Source organism: Agrobacterium sp. MA01 (assembly GCF_009650195.1).
Taxonomy (GTDB): domain Bacteria; phylum Pseudomonadota; class Alphaproteobacteria; order Rhizobiales; family Rhizobiaceae; genus Allorhizobium.
Genome location: NZ_CP045854.1, coordinates 1,879,478 through 1,900,248, shown reverse-complemented (window position 1 = coordinate 1,900,248; position 20,771 = coordinate 1,879,478). Strand labels below are relative to the sequence as shown.

Sequence of the window (20,771 nt, the reverse complement as noted above, 5' to 3'; positions counted from 1 at the left end):
GTCTCGACTCATTTCGCTTCGCCACTATGCAGCCGTATTCGGCGGACGCAACCGGCGTTCGATCACGCCACCGACAGATGTTTTGACCGTGTCTTGCGCTTGAGTGCGGTCGGCTGGTTCTCGGCGATCCAGGTGTCGAGGGCGTTTGCAGGCATGGGGCGGGCGAAGAGATAGCCCTGGGCGATGCTGCAGCCGAGGCGGGCGAGGATGGCGGCGTCTTCGGGTGTCTCGACGCCTTCGACGACGATGTCGAGGGAGAGGGACTGGCCGAGGCTGATCATGGCCGAGATCAGTTTCTGGTTGGTCTCGCTGCGGGCGACGTCCTTGACGAAGCTGCGGTCGATCTTCAGACGGTCGACCTTCAGGCCGATCAGATAGGCGAGGGATGAATGGCCCATGCCGAAATCATCGACGGCGAGCTTGTAACCATCCTGTTCGAGCTGCTTCAACTGCTCGTCGGCCAGTGCGGGATCGAGAATGGCCTCCTCGGTGATCTCTATCTCGAGTGCCGATGGCGCCACGCCATGGGCGCTAGTGACACGCTGCAGCATGCAAGGCACGGAATAGAGCGCAAATTCCCGCGGCGAAACGTTGAGCGCCACCGTCACGTCGCCGAGGTGGAAATCAGGCAGGCGGCGGGCGAGCAGGCAAGCATCGCGGGCGATACTTGCCGTGAGCTGTTCCGAGAGATGCACCGTGCGTGCGGCGTTGACGATTTCCGGTGGTGACACGAAGCCGAGCTGCGGATGCTGCCAGCGGACCAGCGCCTCGAAGCCGGTGATGCGGCGTGTCGTCAGGTCGACCTGGGGCTGGAACCAGGCGCCAATGGCGCCGCTCTGTATGGCGCGGTCGAGATCCTGCTCGATGATGCGCTTGCGCTCGGCATTGCGGCGCAGGTCGGGGTCGAACTCCCGCAGCTGGCGGCGATCGGCGCGCTTGGCGTCGTAGAGTGCCATGTCTGCGCAGGCGAGCAGTTCTTCGGCATTGTCTGCGTGATCTGGATAGGCCGCGAGGCCGACGCTCAGGCCGATGACGGACTGGCGCTGGTGCCAGTGAATCGGCCGGCGGCTGGCTTCGAGCACGGCGGCCGCATGGGTGCGGGCGCGATTCAAGGCATCCGGACCGCTGACGACCACGGCGAATTCATCGCCGCCAAGACGGGCGATCAGGCTGCCGTCCTCGACGAGCGATGCAAGGCGGGTGGCGATCTCACGCAGCAGCGCATCGCCGGCGCTATGGCCAAGCGTGTCGTTGATCGACTGGAAACGCTCGACGTCGAAGATCAGCAGGGCGACCTGTTCGTTGACAACGGCGGCCCTGGCGATGTCGCCGGCGAGGCGTCCGTGAAAGAACATGCGGTTGGCGAGGCCGGTCAGCGTGTCACGGTTGGCCAAGGCTTCGAGACGCGAGTTCTGACGAAGGATGTCGCTGTTGGCACGGGTCAGACTATCAGCGAGTGCGGTCGCCTCATGGCGGGCGACCTGGCTGTTGACGAACATACGCTCCGCCCAGAGGCTGCGGCGGATGAAAACGAAGATCATCAGGCTGAGGCAGACGCCGACCAGCACGTCATTGAAGCGCCAGTTGCCGATCAGATTGACCATCAGGGAGAGCAGAATCGGGATGGAGTAGTTCAAGGCGAGCGGCGTGTAGCCGATCTGCTTAACGACCGATCCGGCGGCCATGCCGCCCATCATCAAGAAGAGTGGGGCATGGCGCCCGAGCGGTTCGAAGTCGTCAATTGTCCAGGGCAGTGCGGCCCAGACGATGCCCGAGGCGAGCGCGCCGAGCGAGAGAATGGTCAGGCTGCTCTGCGGCGCCGACAACAGCTTGCCGCGCCGATTGAGCGCATTCATGGTATAGGCCCTGATGGCGACCACAATGATCGACACTACATACCAGGAGACGTTTGTCCAGCCTGCCTCGTTCTGAAGGTGCAGGATGAACAGGCAGACGGTGAGTGTGATGAGGTTCAAGACGAGTGTGGAGCGATAGCCGTCGGCGATGTCCGCCACCTGGGCTTGCAGCACTGCCGGCACTGTTCCGCCGCTTCGGCTCTCGTTCAACCACATAAAACAAAACCCATACCAATCGCAATAAAACATCAATAACAAGAGCGACTTAACGGGGTGTTATCGCGGCTCGCCGCAATTTAACTAGAAATCATCGGCAACTTTTTGGTGGTGCTTAAATGTGAGTTCGCGTCGCATTTGCCCGCTTTCACTCTGGCCTTCCAAGCCCTGATTTCGTCGCGCAGGTTGCAAAAGGCTACACGCAAGGGAACTCAGTGGCGGGCGAGAATGCACAGCCCATCGTCGAGACCATTTGATATGTAGATATGTGCAGGCGACTCATGGGTCGCCTGCATCTCCCCCTCCATCTCACGAGTTCTCCATGCCGAGCCTCTCTCCCGCCGCTCTCTGGCCGATCCTGCTTCTTTCCCTCTCGAACGTCTTCATGACATTCGCCTGGTACGGGCATCTCAAATACAAGACGTCCGCCCTCTGGATCGCGATCGTCGCGAGCTGGGGCATCGCCTTCTTCGAATATTGCCTGGCGGTTCCTGCCAACCGGATTGGTGCGGAGGTCTATTCGGCCGCGCAGTTGAAGACCATTCAGGAAGTCATCACGTTTATCGTCTTTTCCGGCTTCTCGGTGTTCTTCCTCAAGGAAAGCCTGACCATCAACCATGTGATCGGCTTTGCCCTGATCGCTGCCGGGGCTGCCTTCGTCTTTCGCGGATGAAAGGCGGCGCGGCCAAGTTCTGGTCGCGCCGTCTTCTGGCCGGTTTGGGGCCACCGTTTCTCTAGCTTGCGGTAGCGACGCGATCCGTGCCGATACGCCAGGCCGGAAGGACGATGGCAGCCAAGAGGAGAGTGTTGAGCAGGACGTTGACGCTCGCGCCGGATGCGAAGGAGCCGGTGCTGTCGACGAGATACCAGGCAAATGTCCCCTCGATCATCAATAAACGGGCAAGCTTTGGATCGGCCGGCAGCAGGCGGTCGATGATCAGCCACATCATGACGCCCCAGCCGACCATGACCCCGCCGCCTATGGCAGCGAGTACGCGGGCGGCCTGGGTATCTATGGGCTGGGCGCCGTCAAGCGGCCAGAACACCGCGTCGGCGAGGAGGGTTGCCGGCAGCGAAACGGCGGGGTGGGCGCCGAGGGCGACGAGCAGGCCCAGCAATACGATGAAGAGACTGGTGAGCTTCAGCCAGGTGGCGGCAAAATCACGGGACATTGGCAATTTTCCTTTCCGGTTGCGATGACGTGACCATGGCGGCCGGCCGGACGTGTCGCAATTACTCCGCAGGTAAGTGACGAGGCGCGCTGCATCTGCCAGAAGTTTTTGCAATTGCCGCTCGGAACGCTGCAGCATGGAGGATGTCATGACGGGTGATTTTGGTGGCCAGTTGCGCAACTGGCGCGGCAAGCGACGGATGAGCCAATTGCAGCTGGCGCTGGTTGCCGATGTCTCCGCGCGGCACATCGCCTTTCTTGAGACGGGACGGGCGAAGCCGAGCCGGCACATGGTTCTGCGGCTCGGCGAGGCGCTGGAGGTGCCGCGGGCCGAGCGCAACCTGATGCTGGATGCGGCAGGCTATCGCGCGGCCTATGCCCGCCGGCCGCTGGACAGCGCGACCATGGCACCTATCCGCAGGGCGATCAGCCACATGATTGCCGGGCATATGCCCTATCCGGCCTTTGTCTTCGATCGCTGCTGGACCGTGATGGATGCCAATGCGAGCGGTCATGCCATGTTGTCGGGCTTCGGTCTTACTGCCGGGGACAGCTTCATCGACTTCCTGCTGCAGCCCGGACAGGGCGCCGAACTGGTGGAGAACTGGCATGAGGTTGCCGGGCATCTGGCGGCCCGTTTCAGACTGGAAAGCGCTCATCTCGGTGGCGATTCGATGCTGGAGCGGGCAGCCGAGGCGCTGGCTTGCGAGGTGGGAGAGGGCGATCACGGCGCAAGCGGCGACCTGCCACCGGTTCTGGCGGTGCGCTTTCGCTTCGGTGGAATGGTCTATCCGATGTTCTCGACGATCACGCAGTTCGGCACGGCGGATGACATCGCGCTCGCGGATATCAAGATCGAAATGTTCTTCCCGTCGGATGACGCCTGCGAAGCTTTCTTCCTCAGCATGGCCGGCTGAGGCCGGTCAGGCCTGGGGCACCGGCGTCGGCTTGCCATCAGCATCGAGCGCGACCATGACGAAGGTCGCTTCGGTGACTTTTTCCATGACATGGGTCAGATAGCGCTGGGCCCAGGTCTCGACCTTGAGCGTCATGGATGTGCGGCCGACGCGGCTGATTTCCGTATAGACGCACAGCGTGTCGCCGATCTTGACCGGCATGGCAAACGCCATCTCCTGGACGGCAGCCGTGACGACGCGGCCTCGAGCACGCTCGGCCGCCCGGATGCCGCAGGCAAGGTCCATCTGGGCCATGACCCAGCCACCGAAGATATCGCCTGCCGCATTGGCGTCTGCCGGCATGGCAAGTGTTCTCAGGGTCAGTTCGCCGGTGGGTGTTTGCGTTGTACCGATCATCATTCTGTCGAGACTCCTGTGTGTGCTGCACAGAGAAGTACGCGGAGCAGCCGGTGCGCCACTACTAATATTCACATACAAAAAAGAACCCGTAACATTTTGTAAGACCGCATTTACGGAGTTTAGAACTGATAAATATCAAAATTTGGCATTCGAATCAAAGTTGGGGGTGGAAAGCATGAAATCGGTGTCTCTGTCTGTGCGGCTATACGCACTGGTCGCACTGGCTCTGGCGGTACTCGTGGGCACACTGACATACAGCCTCGTTCAATCGTATGACGCGCTGGTACACGAGCGTCGTCTGGGTCTGGCCCAAATCAACGATCAGGCGATCTCGATTTTCGACACGTATCACAAGCAGGAGCTCGACGGCACGCTGTCGCGCGAGGAGGCGCAGGCGCGGGCCAAGGAAGTCACCGGCGCGATGCGCTACAATCCTGACGGCTACTACTTCGTCATCGATATGCAGCCGGCCATGGTCATGCATCCGATCAAGCCGGAACTGAACGGCAAGGATCTGAGCCAGAACAAGGACCCGAACGGCAAGTTCCTGTTCGTCGAGTTCGTCAATACGGTCAAAGCTAGCAAGGAAGGCTTCGTCGACTATTACTGGCCGAAGCCTGGCTTCGAAGAGCCGGTCGAGAAGCTGTCTCATGTGATCGGCTACGAGCCATGGGGCTGGGTGGTCGGCACGGGCGTCTATTCTGATGACCTCGCAGTGCTCTTCCGCGGCACGGCGCTCCGCTATGGTGTCGTGATTGGTCTTGCGGGCATCGGCATGGTGTTCTTTGCCTATCTCGTTGTGCGCAGCATCGTGCATCCGATCAACCGCCTGAAGGGCGCAATGAACGACATCGCTGAGGAGCGCGTCGACGTTTCCATCGGTGACATCGAGCGTCGGGATGAGATCGGCGGCATGGCCAAGACGCTTGAGGTTCTGCGTGGCAGCGTGCGCGAACGCATCGAGCTGCGCGATCGCGAAGCGCAGCAGCAGGCTAATCTGAACGGCGAACGCGAGCGCAACGAGCTCAATCTGCGCACCTCTTCCGAGCGGCAGAACCATGCGATCAATGCGCTGGGTTCGGCGCTGGAGCGTCTGGCAGAAGGTGATCTCACCGTGCAGATCGGCGTCATCGGTTCGGAATACGAAAAGCTGCGCGACGACTTCAACCGCGCAGTGGAATCACTGGGCGGCGTCATTGCCGCGATCAACCAGACGAGTGACATCGTAACGTCCTCGGCCGGCAATATCAGCGAGGCGACCAACAACCTGTCGAAGCGCACCGAGCAGCAGGCGGCAGCCCTCGAAGAGACGGCGGCGGCCCTCGACGAGATCACCGCAACCGTTCGCACGGCGGCTGAACGCGCCAATGAGGCACGTCAGATGGTGGCCGAGACCAAGTCGAGCGCCAACCGCTCCGGCGAGATCGTGCGCAGCGCGGTCGATGCCATGGGCCGGATCGAGGGCTCTTCGCAGAAGATCAGCCAGATCATCTCCGTCATCGACGAAATCGCCTTCCAGACCAACCTGCTGGCACTGAACGCCGGCGTCGAGGCGGCGCGTGCCGGTGAAGCGGGTCGCGGCTTTGCGGTCGTGGCGCAGGAAGTGCGGGAACTGGCGCAGCGTTCGGCGAATGCGGCGAAGGAGATCAAGACGCTGATCAGCGCATCGGCTGCCGAAGTCGATACCGGCGTTGGCCTGGTGCGCTCGACCGGCGAGGCACTGATCGAGATCGAGGCCTTGGTCAACCGCGTCAACGAAAGCGTCAACACGATCGCGACCGCGGCGAAGGAACAGGCCACGGGCCTGGCCGAGATCAATACCTCGGTCAACCACATGGACCAGATGACGCAGCAGAATGCGGCGATGGTCGAGGAAACCTCGGCTGCCGGCCAGTCGCTGGCGGAAGAGAGCTACAACCTGCGCCAGCTGCTCTCGCGCCTCAAGGTGAACGCTGCGCAGGCGGCGGCCGGTCATCGCCGGGCGGCGTAAGCGTCAGGCTTGACGCACGGACAATCGACAGACCGGGGCCGGCGGAGCGATCTGCCGGCCCCTAATTTTTGCCCTGGATTCCTCAAGGTTTTCGTTCATGGCGCATTAAGCCGGGATCGCCTATGCTGTCTTTCGTTGTCCCATAAGGGGATATCGAGGGTGAAATGAGTGTTGCGTTTTCGTCCCTTGGCAGCCGGCTGACGGTTGCCGTCCTTTCGCTCCTTCTCGTCGCCGGTTGTTCCGGCAGCGACCGGATTCCTTTCGCTGACGTTGGAGGGCCGCGCGCCGGCGACCAGCTGATCGGCAAGGTCGATCGCAGCAAAGACGGGCGGGTGCTTGTCGGTCGCGTCGGCGACCCACGAGCGGAGGCGGCCGCCTATGCGCCGCCGGCAGGGGCTGCGAATGGCGGGGCGCAGGGGCTCGACTATCTCGATACACCTAACCTGGCTGACAGCGATGCGTCGCAGGCCGCGCCGATGATGGCGGCGGGCACTGAGGCGCCTGTTGACGCCCAGGACCAGACGATGAGCGCGATGGTGATCCCGGAAGGCGGCGTCAATATTGACGGCGCGCTCGGGATCGGGGCCGAGCCCGGGATTTCCGATGTCGCTTACGCGGATGCGACGAGCCCGGTCGGCGTGCAGCCGCATGTGGTGACGCAAGGCGGGGCTATGGCGATCGCCGAGGGCAATACCAGCCAGCCGGTGGTCGACGGGATCGGCTTCGACGAGCCGGCGCAGATCGTGACGGGGCCGAGCGGGGCGCAGCAGCCCGTGATGCAGGAAACGCAGGTGGCCGAGATGTCGGAGGAGGGCGGGATCCTGCCGCTTTCGGTGGATAGTGGCAATTCCGGCATTGATGATCCGGTCCCCGTTTCGAGCCGGCGGACAGCGGCGGCTTCGAAAGCGCGAGCGCCTGCGGGCAAGGATTGTTCGCTCTATCTCGACAAGCGGAACTGCCGCTGAGCCGCTCCTCAGCCCCTATCCTATTTTGCTAAATGCCTAATCTTTGTCTGGTAAGCGCTTGCTGACGTTCTGGCCCGGACCTCACCGGCGGGGGCGGGGGTGTGGTTGCCTGACCATGGTGCCTGGATTCTTTCGGAAGGCCCCTCCCAACCCACCCCCAAGGGGGAGGGTTAATCCGGCGGTGCGGTCATATTCGCTGCCGGGTGCCGGGTGCCGGGGCGATGGGCGATTGTGGGGGCAGGGAGGGGCGCGAGCCGTACCGCCTGAGGCTGTGGCAGGCTTGCGGGCGGGGCGGTGAGCGCCTAGAGGCTTGGACAGGGGTGGTTGGCCTTCCACCACAGTCAGTGTCGCGCGGGGCCCCGCGCTTGATCCTGCCGCTTTCCTCGCCGCCCGGCCGGGCGGTTTTATCTCCGGAGTGAGCCCATGCCGCCGATTGCCGATATCCTGTTTTTCGTCGCTCTTCTGGCGGCGGCCGGCGCCGTAGCGGGGCTGCTTGCCGGCGTCTTCGGGATTGGCGGGGGCGCGGTGCTGGTGCCGGTCTTCTACCAGGTCTTCGGCTATGCCGGGATCCCGGAAGAGGTGATCATGCATCTGGCTGTGGGAACCTCGACGGCGCTGATCGTGCCGACTTCGATCCGCTCGTTCCAGGCGCATCGCAAACGCGGGGCTGTTGATATGGACCTCCTCAAAGGCTGGACGATCGCGGTGCCGCTTGGCGCCCTTCTCGCCACCGTGGTCGCGGCTTACGTCTCGAGCGAAGGTCTTCGCCTGTTCTTCGCGGTGATGGGCCTGGTGCTTGCCGCCCGCATGCTCCTCCTCTCCAACCGGATGCATCTCGGCACGGAACTGCCGGGCCAGCCCTTCCGCTTCCTGACCGGATCGGCGATCGGGCTCTTTTCGGGGCTGATGGGGGTCGGCGGTGGGGTGTTCAACAACACCTTCATGACGCTATTTGGCAGGCCGATCCACCAGGCGGTGGCGACGTCGTCAGGTGTAGGGGTCTTGATCTCGATCCCGGCCTTTTTCGGCTTCATCTACGCTGGCTGGGGCGAGGCCGGCCTGCCGCCGTTTTCGACAGGCTTCGTCAACTGGATCGCCTTTGCGGTGATCTTCCCGATCGCCATGCTGGTCACGCCCTATGGCGCGCAGCTGGCGCACCGGCTCAACAAGCGGCAGCTGGAACTGGGTTTTGCGGTGTTTCTGCTGTTTGTGTCGGCGCGCTTTTTCTGGAGTTTGGTGTGAGGGGTGCTGGTTGATATTGCGGGCGTATGGAGAGGATGTGCGCTCCCAGGTAGGCTGTTGCCCGAAGAATAAATGCCAAACCGCCAGGACCAGCTTGAAAATCTGTCACTCGTCGTCAGGTTGCCAATTTTAATATGTGCGACTTGGCGTACTGCCAAACTAGGGTAGTATGCCGTCTGGTGTGCCTAAGATTACCGGTAATACTAAAAGAGGTGGGGCAGTGATCGCGGACGAAGATATTTGGTCCGATGACCTCTTGGATCGTAGAGGCGATGCGGAGTTTCTGATCTCATTCCTTTTGGGCCGCTATGAAGAAAGACGCCGAGCTAAAATATATGGCTCATATGTGCTCAATCTCAACTCTGGATGGGGGTTTGGGAAAAGTTTCTTCATGGAGCGCATCGGAAAGGAATTGCATAAGAGCCATCCTGTTGTTTTTATCAATGCTTGGAAGAACGATTTTTCTGATGATCCGTACACCATGATAGTCAGTGAGTTGGACTCTTTCTTCGCAAGTACAATCAATGCCGGCTCACCTGAAAAAACGTCAAAAATCGATAGGGCTCTGGATGTCCTGAAGACACACACGGGCCAGATTTTGTGGGCTGGCTTCAAGGGTGTTGCGACACAGACGGCGAAGCGTTATGCGGCTGACGCGGTGGAAAACATACGTGAGGTTGTGCAAGAGGCTTTGCCAGCTAACGTCCGGAGTAATGGTGATACATCAGAAGCGATCGATGCGGGAATGGCTGCAATCGGCACTGAACTTTCAAAGGTCCCTGAGAAGCTTCTAGACTCTTTCGCTCAGAATCTGATCGAACAGTACAAAGCAACAAAGAATAGCCAGGACCAATTTCGGCGGAGTCTTGAGGATGTGTTGCGGATATACGCTGCCAAAGAAGGATCGCTTCGCCTGCCGATGTTCGTCTTGATCGACGAACTGGATAGATGCAGGCCCCCTTATGCGATCGCTCTGCTCGAAAGGATTAAGCACCTATTTGATGTCGACGACATCATTTTCATTGTCGCCACAGATACGGAGCAGTTAAGCCACTCGATTCGAGGCGTCTACGGGGACGATTTCGACAGTACGAGATACCTCCAGCGTTTTTTCAGTCGCTCGTATTATCTTGCCGACCCCAAGCCGGCTGCTTTTATTGATGCATATATTAGGGCCACGGGTACTGACGTCTCCAAGTTGCGCGCGATAGCTAATCTAAATACGATCAACTACATCGCGGAGCTTTCCATTCGTTTGAAAATGAGCCTCAGGGAAATCGAGCGAGCAATGGATATCTTGTCGGGGCTAACCACGACTTGGCATCATAGTTTTCCCATCCAATTATCCGTAATGTTTCCCATGATTTACGGGTTTATTCAACAAGCGGACATTGTCGACCGAAGCGGAAACAGTTGGTATCGGCAAACGCTGAAAAGCATTGCCCCTTGGTCAATAACCCTTGAGAGGGAAGGGGTAATCGGCGCGGATGTGCAGCGGGTGGAGGCAAATCTCTGGTCGCTGGACTATTTTGACTCTGGCGGAAAACCGCTTCGCGCAGTCGTGAGGCAGAAGAGGGAAGAGATAAGAACGAGGAGGGGAGACAATGACATTTTTCTGCAAGAAACTCTCGACCAGTTCCAAACAGAGCTGAGTGCCCGATCTAGAGATGAGTTTCCGGATGAAAGTCCGTCGTTAATTAAGCAATATCCGGACATGATAATGCGCGCAGGAAGCCTCAGATAAATAGGGCGCCCTCTTTTACAACATCTGATTGTTGGCCGGAAGCCGCTTCTGCTCGCGTCTTTCAAGTGCATTTAGCAGTTGATTATTACCCTTCAAGCGCCTCACCGGTGGGGCCATGGTGTGTATCCGTCCGACACTGGTCAAGCATAGGATGCTCCGGGTGGAACCGCAGCCGCCAAGTGACCGCTATCAGCCCCCACCTGAGGCGGGGCGATACCAACTCTCGAAGGACGAGGGCGGGTGGCATCATCGGTCTCGGTCTCGATCCTTCGAGGCCCGCATTCTGCGGGCACCTCAGGATGAGTGGTGACGTGGGGCGCGGGCTGCTACTGTACGGTGCAGACGTAGTGCTCGGGAAAAGACCCGTCCCAAACCCTCCCCACAAGGGGGAGATCGGACCCCGCCAGGCTTGAGGTGTAGCCGGTGGTTTTACACCACCACCCCCGTCCGATTGCTCGACATCGTCAGCTTCCTCTCCGCGCGCTCCTGCTGGGGGGAGCGGTTGTAGAGTTCGCGGTAACACTTGGAGAAGTGGGAGGCGGAGACGAAGCCGCAGGCGACGGCGACTTCGACGACGGGCATGGAGGACTGGACCAGTAGGTGGCGGGCGCGGTCGAGGCGGATTTCGAGATAGTAGCGGGCCGGTGAGCGGCCCATTTCCTGCCTGAAGAGGCGCTCGATCTGGCGGCGGGAGAGGCCGGCGTCGTCGGCGATTTCCAGAAGCGACAGCGGTTCTGCGAGATTGGCTTCCATCAGCTCGATGATCTGCAGCACCTTGGAATTCTGCACGCCGAGGCGGGCGCGCAGCGGCAGGCGCTGGCGGTCGTTGGCGGAGCGGACGCGGTCGGTCAGGTGCTGTTCGCAGACGCGGTTGACGAGGCCTTCGCCGAAATCCTGGCCGATCAGGTTCAGCATCATGTCGAGCGAGGCTGTGCCGCCTGCGCAGGTGTAGAGATTGCCGTCGACTTCGTAGAGGTCGGCATAGACTTCGGCCTGGGGGAAGGTTTCGGAGAAGCCGGGCAGGTTTTCCCAGTGGATGGCGCAGCGCTTGCCATTCAACAGGCCGGCCTGGGCCAGCACATGGGCGCCCGTACAGAGGGAGCCGACGGCGACATTGCGGTTATAGGCCTCGCGCAGCCAGGCATTGACCGACTTGTTGTTGAACTCCTCGACATAGATGCCGGAACAGACAATCGCCATGTTCGGGCGGTTTTCGCCGCCGAGAAAGCGGCGCTCGTCGGCGAGCGAGGAATTCACCTCGATGCCGATGCCCGAGGAGGAATAGACCTTCTGGCCATCGACGGAGGCGAGGCGCCACTCATAGGCGGCATAACCCAGCATACGATTGGCGATGCGCAGCGTCTCGATGGCGCCGGCAAAGGGCAGAAGGGTGAAATGCGGGACGAGGAAGAAGACGATGGATCGCTTCTTGGTTTGCGGCTGTATCTTGCTCATGATGATGCCCAGTTGTCCTTGCTGCCGTTCCCTTGTTTTGCAGGCATGCTCCGCCTGAATCGATCGGCGCGATTGTCGTTTTACGACATTGTCATCCTATCGCGCGCCGCGCCCGCATCGGCAATTGCTAAAGAACGACATTTTCCGACTTTTTTCAGGCTGCGACGCCGTGAGCCAGGCGCCTGACGCGGCACGGCGGCAGGTAATTGAAAAACCTTGATTTCGCGGACCGGGGTGGTTTGGGCTGGGAGGCGGGCACTGCCCCGTTTGCGACGTGATGGGGCGGCTCCGTCGCAAACGGGTTGCCGGAGCGGCGCGAGGCGCCGCCGGGGTCGGTGGCGAGTGTCAGGGCGCGGTGTCGCCGGAAGGCCAGCCGAGGTCCTTGCGCAGGTCGAAGGGCAGGGCTTCGAGGGCGGCCGCGTCAAGACGCCGGCGGCGGTGATCGGCGAGGGCGCGGGACAGGGTCCGGATGAGGGTCACGAGGCGATCGGCGGCGTGGCTTGCGCGCTCGTCGAGCGTTCGGGCGGCGGCGGTCAGGCCGGCGCTGTCAGTGCGCGCGTTGAGCCGCGGGATCGTCCGGGAACTCGGCCGAGGCAAAGGGGTGTCGCAGCAAACCATGGTCATGGTTGTTATCCTCTTGGTGGTGGCCCGTCTTTCGCCTTGTTGGTTGGGCCAGAGCTCTGTTGTGATCGGCTTCGTTCCATCAATCAAACGAATGTTTATGATGTTTGTCATTCTGAAAGCTGATCAATTGGCGATGGCGAGTGAGGCCGATATCATCGCGCAGGGCGGGGCCGAGGATGGCGAGCGCCGCGCGGGTCTGCTCGCGCACGGCATGGCGGCGAGTGTTGCTGAGCAGCGTCTCAAGCTTCTGCTGGACGGTCTGGAAACCTTGCTGTGTCATGTGGCAATCCTCCTCTTTGCGGTCTGTGAGGAGAAGGATGCGCCCGGATTGACATTCAATCAAACGCAATAGTATCGTTCTCAAGTTCAATTTTGTTGAAGGTCAATCCTCATGACTCTCATGCTCCGCCAGCCGCTTCCGCTGCTCGACAACGATGTTCTCCGGACCTTCGTGGCAATCGCCGAGACCGGCAGTTTCACCACCGCCGCCGACCGGGTCTATCGCACGCCGTCGGCCGTCTCGATGCAGATCAAGAAGCTGGAGGAGCAGCTGAATGTGACGCTGTTCCTGCGCGATGCGCGCTCGGTGACGCTGACCGAAAGCGGCGAGGTGCTGCTTCCCTATGCGAGGCGCATGCTGGCGCTGTCGAACGAGGCGGTGGGGCGCTTCCGCATGCCGGAAATGAAGGGGGTCGTCAGGCTGGGTGCGCCCGATGATATCGGCGAGCGCTTCATGCCGACGATCCTGCGTCGCTTTGCCGAGCTCTATCCGCTGATCATGGTGGACCTGACGGTCGATACATCGGGTGCGCTTCGGCGTCGGCTTGCCGAGCAGCGGCTGGATCTGACACTGGTCAATTGCGCGCCGGGTCAGGTGGTGCATGAGGGCGAGGTGATCCACCAGGAGCAACTGGTCTGGGCAGGAGCCAAATGCGGCACGGCGCATATCCGCGATCCGCTGCCCGTGTCGATCTGGGAGGATGGCTGCTGCTGGCGGGCGGATGCGCTGGCCAGGCTCGACAAGGACAAGCGGCCCTATCGCATCGCCTATCTCTCGGCACACACGATGGCACAGCGGGCCGCCGTGATTGCCGATCTCGCGGTGGCGCCGCTTCCGCGCAGCTATCTCACCGACGACATGACGGCGCTTGGGGCCAAACACGGGCTGCCGGAACTCGGGTCTTTCGAGGTGCGGTTGCTTACCGGCAAGGAGACGAGTGAGACGATCCAGGCGGTGGCCGACAGCGTGCGTTATGCGTTTTCCGAGATGATCGGAATGGCGGCGTAAGCCTGCGCGATCGGTAAGCGGTTAGGGAATTGGCTAAGTAGCGAATAGCGAATAGCGAATAGGATTTGAGTTGATATGACGGATGACAAGCAGCCGGCGCCGCGGCTCGAGGATTTTGCGGGGCAGGCTTACGACAAGCTGCGTTATGGCGATACGGACCGGCAGGGGCATGTCAACAATGCCGTCTTTGCCACCTTCATGGAAACGGGGCGTGTGGAGCTGATCTACAACCCGCAAGATCCGCTGCTCGAGGACGGCTTTTCCTTCGTGCTGGCCAAGCTCGATATTGACTATATCGCCGAGGTTTTGTGGCCAGGCACGGTTGAGATCGGCACGCGGGTGACGCGTGTCGGGCGGTCGTCGGTCTCCATGCAACAGGCGGTGTTTCAGGCGGCCAAGCTCTGTGCCTCGGCCGAGACGGTGGTGGTGCATTTCGACCAGACGACGCGCAAGTCGCATCCGTTTTCGGAGGCGCAGCGGGTGAAGCTCGAGGGGTGGATTTCGGCGGCGTGAGGTGTCAGGCGATCCCGGCGAGGTGGGCTTTCTCGCCGAGCTGGATCACACTGCGGCTCTTCCACTGGGTGTTTTCCGCGAGATGGGTGATGCTGCCTGAGGGGACGGGGAAGCTGACCCGGCCGAGGCATTCGATCGGCATGCCGATCCACCAGGCGATGACGAAGGTCAGTGCGAAGCCGTGGGTAACGATGACAAGGGCGTCGGCTGGATCGGCCATCAGCGCATCCATGGCGCCGTAGATGCGGGTGCCGGTCTGGCGGCGGGTTTCGGCCCCCTCGATGCCGCCGGTGTCGTCGAGGCCGCCATCATCGGGCACCGGCAGGCGGCGAGCGTCGAGCCAGGCCTGGGGCTTTCCTTCCGCGACACCGTAGCTCATTTCGCGCAGGCCGGGCGTCAGGCGGGGCGTGAGGGAGAGGTGTCTGCCGATGATTTCGGCGGTCTCGCTGCAGCGCAGGAGGTCGGAGGAGACGAGGGCCGGGGTGTCTTCGGCGCAGAGTTCGGTGATGCGGGCGGCGATCGCGTCTGCCTGACGGCGGCCGAGATCGGTGAGCGCGGTATCATACCAGCCGCCGACGCGGCCTTCGACATGATGGACCGATTGCGGATGGGTGACGACGTAAAGGGTCTTCATGCGGGGCCTCGCTTTCGATGCGCGCCCCGCAGGAAGGGGCACGTTCAGCCCAGCTTTTCGTAGAGAGCCTGGCTCTCCGTCAAGACCTCGTCGAGGCGTCTGCCGGCTTCAAAGTGGGCGAGGTGGTCGGGGAAGGTCACACCTTCGGGCACCTTGGGGCAGATTTCGGGCAGGCCGAGCCGTGTCTCGACCGGGATGACGCCGGCCCAGACGCGGGCATCGACATCGGCGGGATCGTCGGAGACGCCGCCTGAGCGGACCTTTGCCGAGGCCTCCTCGATGCGCATGCCGACGACCATGGTGCCCTTGGCTTCCTGCGGGTCGTTTTCGCGCAAGACATCCGTGCGGCCGGGATAGAAGCGGTCGACGACGGCTTTCAGGGCATCTGCCTTCTCCTCCGGGTCGTCGATGATGTGGGCCGTGCCGAAACACATGGCGGAGCGGTAGTCGGCGGAATGGTGGAAGCCGGAGCGGGCGAGCACCAGGCCGTCGAGATGGGCAACGGTCAGGCAAACGGGGATGCCGGACTTCTGGCTCTTCAGCATGCGGCTCGCGGACGAACCGTGCCAGAACAGCCAGTCGCCGTCGCGCCAGTGGATGGTCGGCGTGCAATAGGGCTGGCCGTCAATGACATAGGCGACGTGACAGAGCAGGGCCGCATCGAGCACGGCATAGACGGCGTCGCGGTCATAGGCTGCGCGCTCATGCAGGCGTTTTGCCCGGTTGCGCGGGGTAACGGGGAAGGATTGTGGCTCGGGTCTCTCGTTCATGCTTGCCTCCTGACGGCTGATGCGGCAGGGATAGTCTGATAGATTGGTCCAAAGAAGATCCATAATGGCTAAAAATATCCGAACCAATTCCGACTGGTCTGCGAGCACGCCGATGCTGCCGGCGCAGGGGCCGCGGCGGCTGGCGCTCTATCGTTCGCTGCGCGGGCTGATCGAGAGCGGGCAGATGCGGCCCGGTGACAAGCTGCCGACGACGCGGGATATCGCCAAACGGTTTGGCGTGTCGCGTGGGGCGGCCGTTGCAGCCTATGAGATGTTGGTGGCCGACGGATTTGCCGAGGCTCGGGTGGGGGCGGGGACCTATGTGGCCGAGGCCGTGCCGCTGTTGCAGGCCGTGCCCGAGCCGCGGGTGATCGAGGTTCAAGAGGTGTCTGCGCCGCTGCCCGGCGCACTCGGTTGTTCGACGGCGGACGAGACGACGCTTCGCATCTTCCGCATGCTGATGAACCGGCATCTGACACAGCCCTCGGCGCGGCATTTCCACTACAACGATCCGGCGGGAAGTCATGCGCTCCGTGTTGAGGTCGCGGCCTATCTGAAGGCGGCGCGCGGGGTGGTGTGCGAGCCGGATCAGTTGATCATGACGGCGGGGACGCAGCAGGGGCTGGATCTGGCTGTCAGGGCGCTGCTGAAGCCCGGCGATCCGGTCTGGATCGAGGACCCCTGTTATGCAGCGGCGCGCGAATTGTTTGACGGCACGGGGATTGCCGTGACGCCGGTGCCTGTCGATGGCGAAGGGATCGATGTGGCCTCAGGGATTGCGGCGCGGCCGGATGCCAAGGCCGTCTATGTGACGCCGTCGCATCAGTATCCGCTGGGTGTGACGCTTTCCATGGCAAGGCGGCTTGCCCTGATCGACTGGGCGCGGGCCACGGGCGCCTATATCATCGAGGATGATTACGACAGCGAGTTCCGCTTTGCCGGCCCGCCCTTGAGCGCGCTTCAGGGCATCGATGGCGAGGGTCGGGTGATCTATTTGGGCACGTTTTCCAAGACTCTGCTGCCGGGGTTTCGGTTCGGCTATCTCGTGGTTCCCCGCCATTTGCGTGAGCGGGTGCTGACCATTCGCCGGCTAACGGACCGCTTCCCGTCGACGTTGGCGGAGGATGCGCTCACCGAATTCCTGCGTGACGGGCATTTTTCCGCGCATATCAAACGGGCGCGCAAGCGGGTGAAGGCGGCGCGGGATGCGCTCATCGAGGCGCTCCGCTGCGATCGGCTCGCGGTGACCGTGCCGGAACAGGGTTTGCATCTGGTGGCCGAGCTCGACGGGGCGGAAGACGATGTGGCGCTGGCGGCTGAGGCGCGGGCCGTTGGTTTCGGCGTCAAGGCGCTGTCGCCGCTTTATCATGGCGAGACGAAACGGCGCGGACTGGTGATCGGCTTTTCCGGCTTTGCGCCTGACGTGCTGGCGCAGGCGGCCCGGCGTTTCGTGTCAGGCCTTCAAGGCTCGCCCATGCGCGACGCCGTCGACCCAGATCGTCAGCATCTGAGATAAGAGCTGCTGCGGCGGCGCAGGGTTTGGCCGCGATTGCTTTAGCCCTTCTGACATTTCGAAGACGATCACCTCATGGAACAGCGCCTGGGCACCCCGGGCGTAAAGGCGTGCTTCGCCTGAGGTGAGAGAAGGATAGACGCGGGTGAAGAGGGCGGCGACCTGGTCTTCCACCTCGAAGCAGAGGCGCATGAAGGTCTCGGTATAGGGGCCGGTGACGATGGCCGCCTGGCTGAGATAGAGCTCGGCAAAGGCCGGCTCGCGGCAGAAATAGGTGAGCCAGGGGCTGAGCAAAGCGCCAATCTGGGTGTCGAGCATTGCTTCTGGATCGATGCCGACGCCCTTGCGGCCGGCTTCGGCCAGCTGTTCGATCTCGGTCAGGCCGAGGGCCGCCAGGAGATTGGTCTTGTCGCCGAAATGGGCAAAGACGCTGGATTTCGCGACTTTGGCGGCATTGGCGATCTGGTCGATGCTGGTCTGCTCGTAACCCTGACGGGAAAAGAGGTCTCGCGCGGCGGCCAGAATATGGTCCCTGGTCTGACGGCTGCGGGTTTGGCGAAGCTTCATGCGCGATTCCTTTTGGTCGAGCCTACGCCAAATATATGTTGACCACGGTCAATTTCACCTTCATAAAATGACCACGGTCAAAAATACGAGTATTCCTCATGTCCTTCCTGTCGCGCGATGCACAGCCCTCCCGGCTTCTTGTTCTCAATGGCAATCCGGCCAGGGATGCCCTGTGCGGCGCCATGGCGGAAAAGATCGCCGACGAGGCGCGGCGGCGCGGCCAGACGGTTCGGCTGGTGCACCTCGAGGATCTCGATTTCGACGCCAATCTTCGCCAAGGCTACCGCGCGCGCATGGAATGGGAACCGGATCTTCAGGCCTTTGCCGACAGCCTGACCTGGTGCGACCGGCTGGTGATCGTGCATCCGCTCTGGTGGGGATCGGCGCCGGCGCAACTCAAGGGGCTGCTCGACCGTGTCCTGATGCCCGGTTTCGGCTTTCAGTATATCGAGGGCAAGGCCTTCCCGAAGCCGCTGCTCGCTGGCCGCAAGGCTCGCATCGTCATCACCTCGGATACGCCGACCTTCTTTCTCAAATGGTTTTACGGCAATGGCTGGGTGAAGGTGCTGAGACGCCAGATCCTGGGCTTTTGCGGCTTCAAGGATCTGAAGGTGAAGTATTTCAGCCCGGTGCGCGGTGCAAAGCCCGAGGCCTTGGCGAAGATGGTGGAGGACGCGGCGGGGATTTTGGGGTGAGGGGAAGGGTCGATTTGGGGCCGGGAGGGGACGGGCGGGTTCTCGGAATGAGATGAGTTAAGCTGACATTCTACTCAGCGTTTTGTGCAACAAAACTAGGCGCGACGGCCGGAATGAAAGCGCATAGCGGTAAACATTTCGGCAAGGGGGCCTAGAGCAGGCCGCCCGGTTCTGAAGGCCCGGAAGAAGTAGCGGCCATAGATTGCGTGCAATCTCCATGGCCGCGTGCGACCTCATTGTCGCCGTTCGGATTGTTGCCTTGGCCGTCCGAAACTTGCCATTGGTTCGGTGCCGCCAAATGGTAGATCTGTAACCAATCCGGATTTGGGTTTCTATGGTTGGCCCTCCCTGGCGACCGCCTTTGAGTGTTCGTTCCACCGAGCCCATGCGTTAGTCTCTTACGCTAGAGGGCGCGGTCCTACCGTCGAGCTGTCTCTGCGGCTTGCCAGCCAATTCGGGCGCTTGGGGCATCAACTGCCGAGCATTTGACCGACAGGTTACTGCGTTCGAGCTCAACCGCATCTTTGAAACGCTTACCCTTTTCCGCCCGAAAGCGCTTGCCGGTACTGGTAGTGAAAGTGATCCGATCCAGGCGCAAATGCCGAAAGTCCTGGGCGGTCTCGCACCAGATTGTCACGAGCCAAGCATTCTCGAACAACGTTAACCCCAAGGGTCGCGCTTCTCTCGTCGACGGACGACCTTCAGAGTTCCGGTATCCGACAGTCAGTATCTCCTTGCAGGCAATCGCACGCCGCAGTGTGGCGAAGGTCGACGAGTTGCCATCACTGTTCATATGTCGGGAAGGGCCTGCCTCCAGCGCGGGTTCAATCATGTTGTCCTTTTGCGCATCGCCAAGCCCCGAGGAAATCTTGGCCGCCGCACGCTCCGCCGCCCCGTCGAGGACCGGCCCGGCGCGTTCGGAGACGAGTTTCAGCCCCAGAATGAGAGCGTCCAGTTCGTCGGACTCGAACCGCAGCGAAGGCAGAAAGTAACCCTTCTCCATGACATACCCCAGGCCGCCCTCGCCGCGGATCGGAGCGCCCATCGCCTGAAGGTCTGCAATGTCGCGATAGATGGACCGGACAGAGACGCGCAGGTCGACCGCCAGTGATGCCGCAGTAACAGGCGTGGAGCGCAGCCGCATGAAATCAAGCAGTCGGAACAAGCGAAATAAGCGCACCAGAAGGCCCCTGACAAAAACTGTCGCAGCCTAGCAGCAATGTCCGGCCATCGAAACTGAAATGGGAAAGACAAATGAAACTTTGGAACTTTGGCGCGGTCGCCCTGCTGACCGCAACACTTGCCACCCAAATCCACGCGGAGGAAGACATGGACCAGACGGCAATTCTCGAAACCATCTCAGCTATGACCACAGCCTTTGCAGCGGGCAACATCGATGGGGTTATGGCGACCTATGAACCTTCGGCCGTCGTGATCGCCCAACCGGGCCAGCCTGTCGCCGGCGATGCCGCCCTTCGCGCCATGTTCGCCGAATTCGTCGCAAGCGGCGTGAACTTTGCGTACGGCGCGCATGAGGTTGTCGTCGCAGGCGACACTGGTCTCCACCTGATGTCCTGGACCGCGTCCGGGCCGGACGGTCCGATGACATCGCTTTCGGTCGCCGTGCTGCACCGGCAGCCGGATGGAAGCTGGAAGATCGTGATTGACCATCCGTTCGGTGACGCCGTGATGGATCAGGAATAGAAAACAACGGGCTTCATGAAAAAAAAGACCGAAGGACCGGCGCTTGCGCCGGTCCAGAGAGAATTGGATTTGGGCGGCGACCGGTCGTGGCCCACGGGGAGACGCAGTGGGCGGATTGGCGTCCACCGGGACGACAACCGCCTTCAGGACGAGTGCTCGATAAGCTGACTTTGACCACCGGCTCGCTGCCAACCACGATCTACCGCGCAGGGTCGGGCCTATGATTGCGGGGCTTGATACCCTCCTCACTCACCGCATCGAGTATCCGCCTGCACTCAAGACGCCCTCAGGGTGGAAATTGCGCCGAAAGGCTGGCGATGCCTAAGTACGGCGGCTTGAATATATGCTGTTTGCAACGTAAATCCAGAAGCTGCGAGTCCCCTTTCCGCCCGGTTTACGCCTTGCGGCTGGTGGGGTGGACCGTCAGCTTTTGGAAGACCGAAAAGTCGGCTCGAACAGCCAAATGGAAGGCGCGAAGGCAACGAGACTTCCCCGCGGAGAATGGCCG

General features: G+C 61.5%; 21 protein-coding genes. 12 read left to right on the top strand and 9 right to left on the bottom strand.

The genetic code is table 11. The features are described 5' to 3' along the window. Window positions 1-62: 62 nt before the first annotated feature. Window positions 63-2,072: a bifunctional diguanylate cyclase/phosphodiesterase gene (locus GH983_RS09290; protein ID WP_245280914.1), complete on the bottom strand. Its 2,010-nt coding sequence runs from the start codon at window positions 2,070-2,072 to the stop codon at window positions 63-65. A gap of 322 nt (window positions 2,073-2,394) precedes the next feature. Between GH983_RS09290 and GH983_RS09285 the strand changes: the two genes are divergently transcribed. Next, on the top strand, window positions 2,395-2,745 hold the full coding sequence (locus GH983_RS09285) for a DMT family protein (RefSeq protein WP_153762244.1): 351 nt from the start codon (window positions 2,395-2,397) through the stop codon (window positions 2,743-2,745). 61 nt (window positions 2,746-2,806) lie between these two features. Here the strand turns inward: GH983_RS09285 and GH983_RS09280 are convergent, their stop codons facing one another. Continuing rightward, complete coding sequence (locus GH983_RS09280; protein ID WP_153762243.1) at window positions 2,807-3,244, bottom strand: excinuclease ABC subunit A; 438 nt, start codon at window positions 3,242-3,244, stop codon at window positions 2,807-2,809. Between the two features lie 148 nt (window positions 3,245-3,392). On the opposite strand from GH983_RS09280, the gene GH983_RS09275 reads away from it, so the two are divergent. After that, on the top strand, window positions 3,393-4,160 hold the full coding sequence (locus GH983_RS09275; RefSeq protein ID WP_194842807.1) for a helix-turn-helix domain-containing protein: 768 nt from the start codon (window positions 3,393-3,395) through the stop codon (window positions 4,158-4,160). Window positions 4,161-4,166: 6 nt separating this feature from the next. Here the strand turns inward: GH983_RS09275 and GH983_RS09270 are convergent, their stop codons facing one another. After that, window positions 4,167-4,556, bottom strand: a complete 390-nt coding sequence (locus tag GH983_RS09270; RefSeq protein WP_082347838.1) for an acyl-CoA thioesterase — start codon at window positions 4,554-4,556, stop codon at window positions 4,167-4,169. Between the two features lie 178 nt (window positions 4,557-4,734). Between GH983_RS09270 and GH983_RS09265 the strand changes: the two genes are divergently transcribed. From GH983_RS09265 to GH983_RS09250, 4 genes are all read left to right on the top strand, one after another. Then, window positions 4,735-6,549: a methyl-accepting chemotaxis protein gene (locus GH983_RS09265; protein WP_054151375.1), complete on the top strand. Its 1,815-nt coding sequence runs from the start codon at window positions 4,735-4,737 to the stop codon at window positions 6,547-6,549. A gap of 164 nt (window positions 6,550-6,713) precedes the next feature. Beyond that, window positions 6,714-7,514 carry a hypothetical protein gene (locus GH983_RS09260; protein ID WP_069041307.1) on the top strand — a complete coding sequence of 267 codons (801 nt, stop codon included), beginning with the start codon at window positions 6,714-6,716 and terminating at the stop codon, window positions 7,512-7,514. A gap of 423 nt (window positions 7,515-7,937) precedes the next feature. Then, window positions 7,938-8,756, top strand: coding sequence for a sulfite exporter TauE/SafE family protein (locus GH983_RS09255; protein ID WP_153762241.1), 819 nt, complete (start codon window positions 7,938-7,940; stop codon window positions 8,754-8,756). 220 nt (window positions 8,757-8,976) lie between these two features. Then, window positions 8,977-10,500 (top strand): P-loop NTPase fold protein, encoded by a 1,524-nt coding sequence (locus GH983_RS09250; RefSeq protein WP_194842806.1) that lies wholly within the window; start codon window positions 8,977-8,979, stop codon window positions 10,498-10,500. A gap of 429 nt (window positions 10,501-10,929) precedes the next feature. Here GH983_RS09250 and GH983_RS09245 read toward each other — a convergent pair whose 3' ends face one another. Then, window positions 10,930-11,955, bottom strand: coding sequence for a GlxA family transcriptional regulator (locus tag GH983_RS09245; RefSeq protein ID WP_006727769.1), 1,026 nt, complete (start codon window positions 11,953-11,955; stop codon window positions 10,930-10,932). A gap of 345 nt (window positions 11,956-12,300) precedes the next feature. Then, the gene (locus GH983_RS09240; RefSeq protein WP_153762239.1) at window positions 12,301-12,579 is read right to left on the bottom strand and encodes a hypothetical protein; all 279 of its coding nucleotides are present in this window, start codon (window positions 12,577-12,579) and stop codon (window positions 12,301-12,303) included. Here GH983_RS09240 and GH983_RS24100 point away from each other — a divergent pair. From GH983_RS24100 to GH983_RS09225, 3 genes are all read left to right on the top strand, one after another. Then, complete coding sequence (locus GH983_RS24100) at window positions 12,572-12,931, top strand: hypothetical protein (protein WP_194842805.1); 360 nt, start codon at window positions 12,572-12,574, stop codon at window positions 12,929-12,931. The two genes, GH983_RS09240 and GH983_RS24100, sit on opposite strands and share 8 nt — an antisense overlap. A 39-nt stretch (window positions 12,932-12,970) precedes the next feature. After that, window positions 12,971-13,867 carry a LysR family transcriptional regulator gene (locus GH983_RS09230; RefSeq protein WP_153762237.1) on the top strand — a complete coding sequence of 299 codons (897 nt, stop codon included), beginning with the start codon at window positions 12,971-12,973 and terminating at the stop codon, window positions 13,865-13,867. A 75-nt stretch (window positions 13,868-13,942) separates the two neighbouring features. Next, window positions 13,943-14,380 carry a thioesterase family protein gene (locus GH983_RS09225; protein ID WP_153762236.1) on the top strand — a complete coding sequence of 146 codons (438 nt, stop codon included), beginning with the start codon at window positions 13,943-13,945 and terminating at the stop codon, window positions 14,378-14,380. A gap of 4 nt (window positions 14,381-14,384) precedes the next feature. Here GH983_RS09225 and GH983_RS09220 read toward each other — a convergent pair whose 3' ends face one another. Beyond that, window positions 14,385-15,014, bottom strand: a complete 630-nt coding sequence (locus GH983_RS09220; RefSeq protein WP_153762235.1) for a histidine phosphatase family protein — start codon at window positions 15,012-15,014, stop codon at window positions 14,385-14,387. Between the two features lie 44 nt (window positions 15,015-15,058). Continuing rightward, a complete protein-coding gene (locus GH983_RS09215; protein WP_194842804.1) occupies window positions 15,059-15,784 on the bottom strand; it encodes a pyridoxamine 5'-phosphate oxidase family protein in 726 nt (241 codons plus the stop codon). A gap of 64 nt (window positions 15,785-15,848) precedes the next feature. On the opposite strand from GH983_RS09215, the gene GH983_RS09210 reads away from it, so the two are divergent. Next, complete coding sequence (locus GH983_RS09210) at window positions 15,849-17,300, top strand: PLP-dependent aminotransferase family protein (protein WP_153762233.1); 1,452 nt, start codon at window positions 15,849-15,851, stop codon at window positions 17,298-17,300. Here GH983_RS09210 and GH983_RS09205 read toward each other — a convergent pair. Beyond that, window positions 17,238-17,864 carry a TetR/AcrR family transcriptional regulator gene (locus tag GH983_RS09205; RefSeq protein ID WP_153762232.1) on the bottom strand — a complete coding sequence of 209 codons (627 nt, stop codon included), beginning with the start codon at window positions 17,862-17,864 and terminating at the stop codon, window positions 17,238-17,240. The genes GH983_RS09210 and GH983_RS09205 overlap by 63 nt on opposite strands. 98 nt (window positions 17,865-17,962) lie before the next feature. On the opposite strand from GH983_RS09205, the gene GH983_RS09200 reads away from it, so the two are divergent. After that, on the top strand, window positions 17,963-18,559 hold the full coding sequence (locus GH983_RS09200) for an NAD(P)H-dependent oxidoreductase (protein ID WP_153762231.1): 597 nt from the start codon (window positions 17,963-17,965) through the stop codon (window positions 18,557-18,559). 418 nt (window positions 18,560-18,977) lie between these two features. On the opposite strand, the gene GH983_RS09195 is transcribed toward GH983_RS09200, so the two are convergent. Beyond that, window positions 18,978-19,724 carry a YafY family protein gene (locus tag GH983_RS09195; RefSeq protein ID WP_246727537.1) on the bottom strand — a complete coding sequence of 249 codons (747 nt, stop codon included), beginning with the start codon at window positions 19,722-19,724 and terminating at the stop codon, window positions 18,978-18,980. A gap of 89 nt (window positions 19,725-19,813) precedes the next feature. Between GH983_RS09195 and GH983_RS09190 the strand changes: the two genes are divergently transcribed. Further along, on the top strand, window positions 19,814-20,263 hold the full coding sequence (locus tag GH983_RS09190; protein ID WP_153762229.1) for a nuclear transport factor 2 family protein: 450 nt from the start codon (window positions 19,814-19,816) through the stop codon (window positions 20,261-20,263). Window positions 20,264-20,771 lie beyond the last annotated feature (508 nt).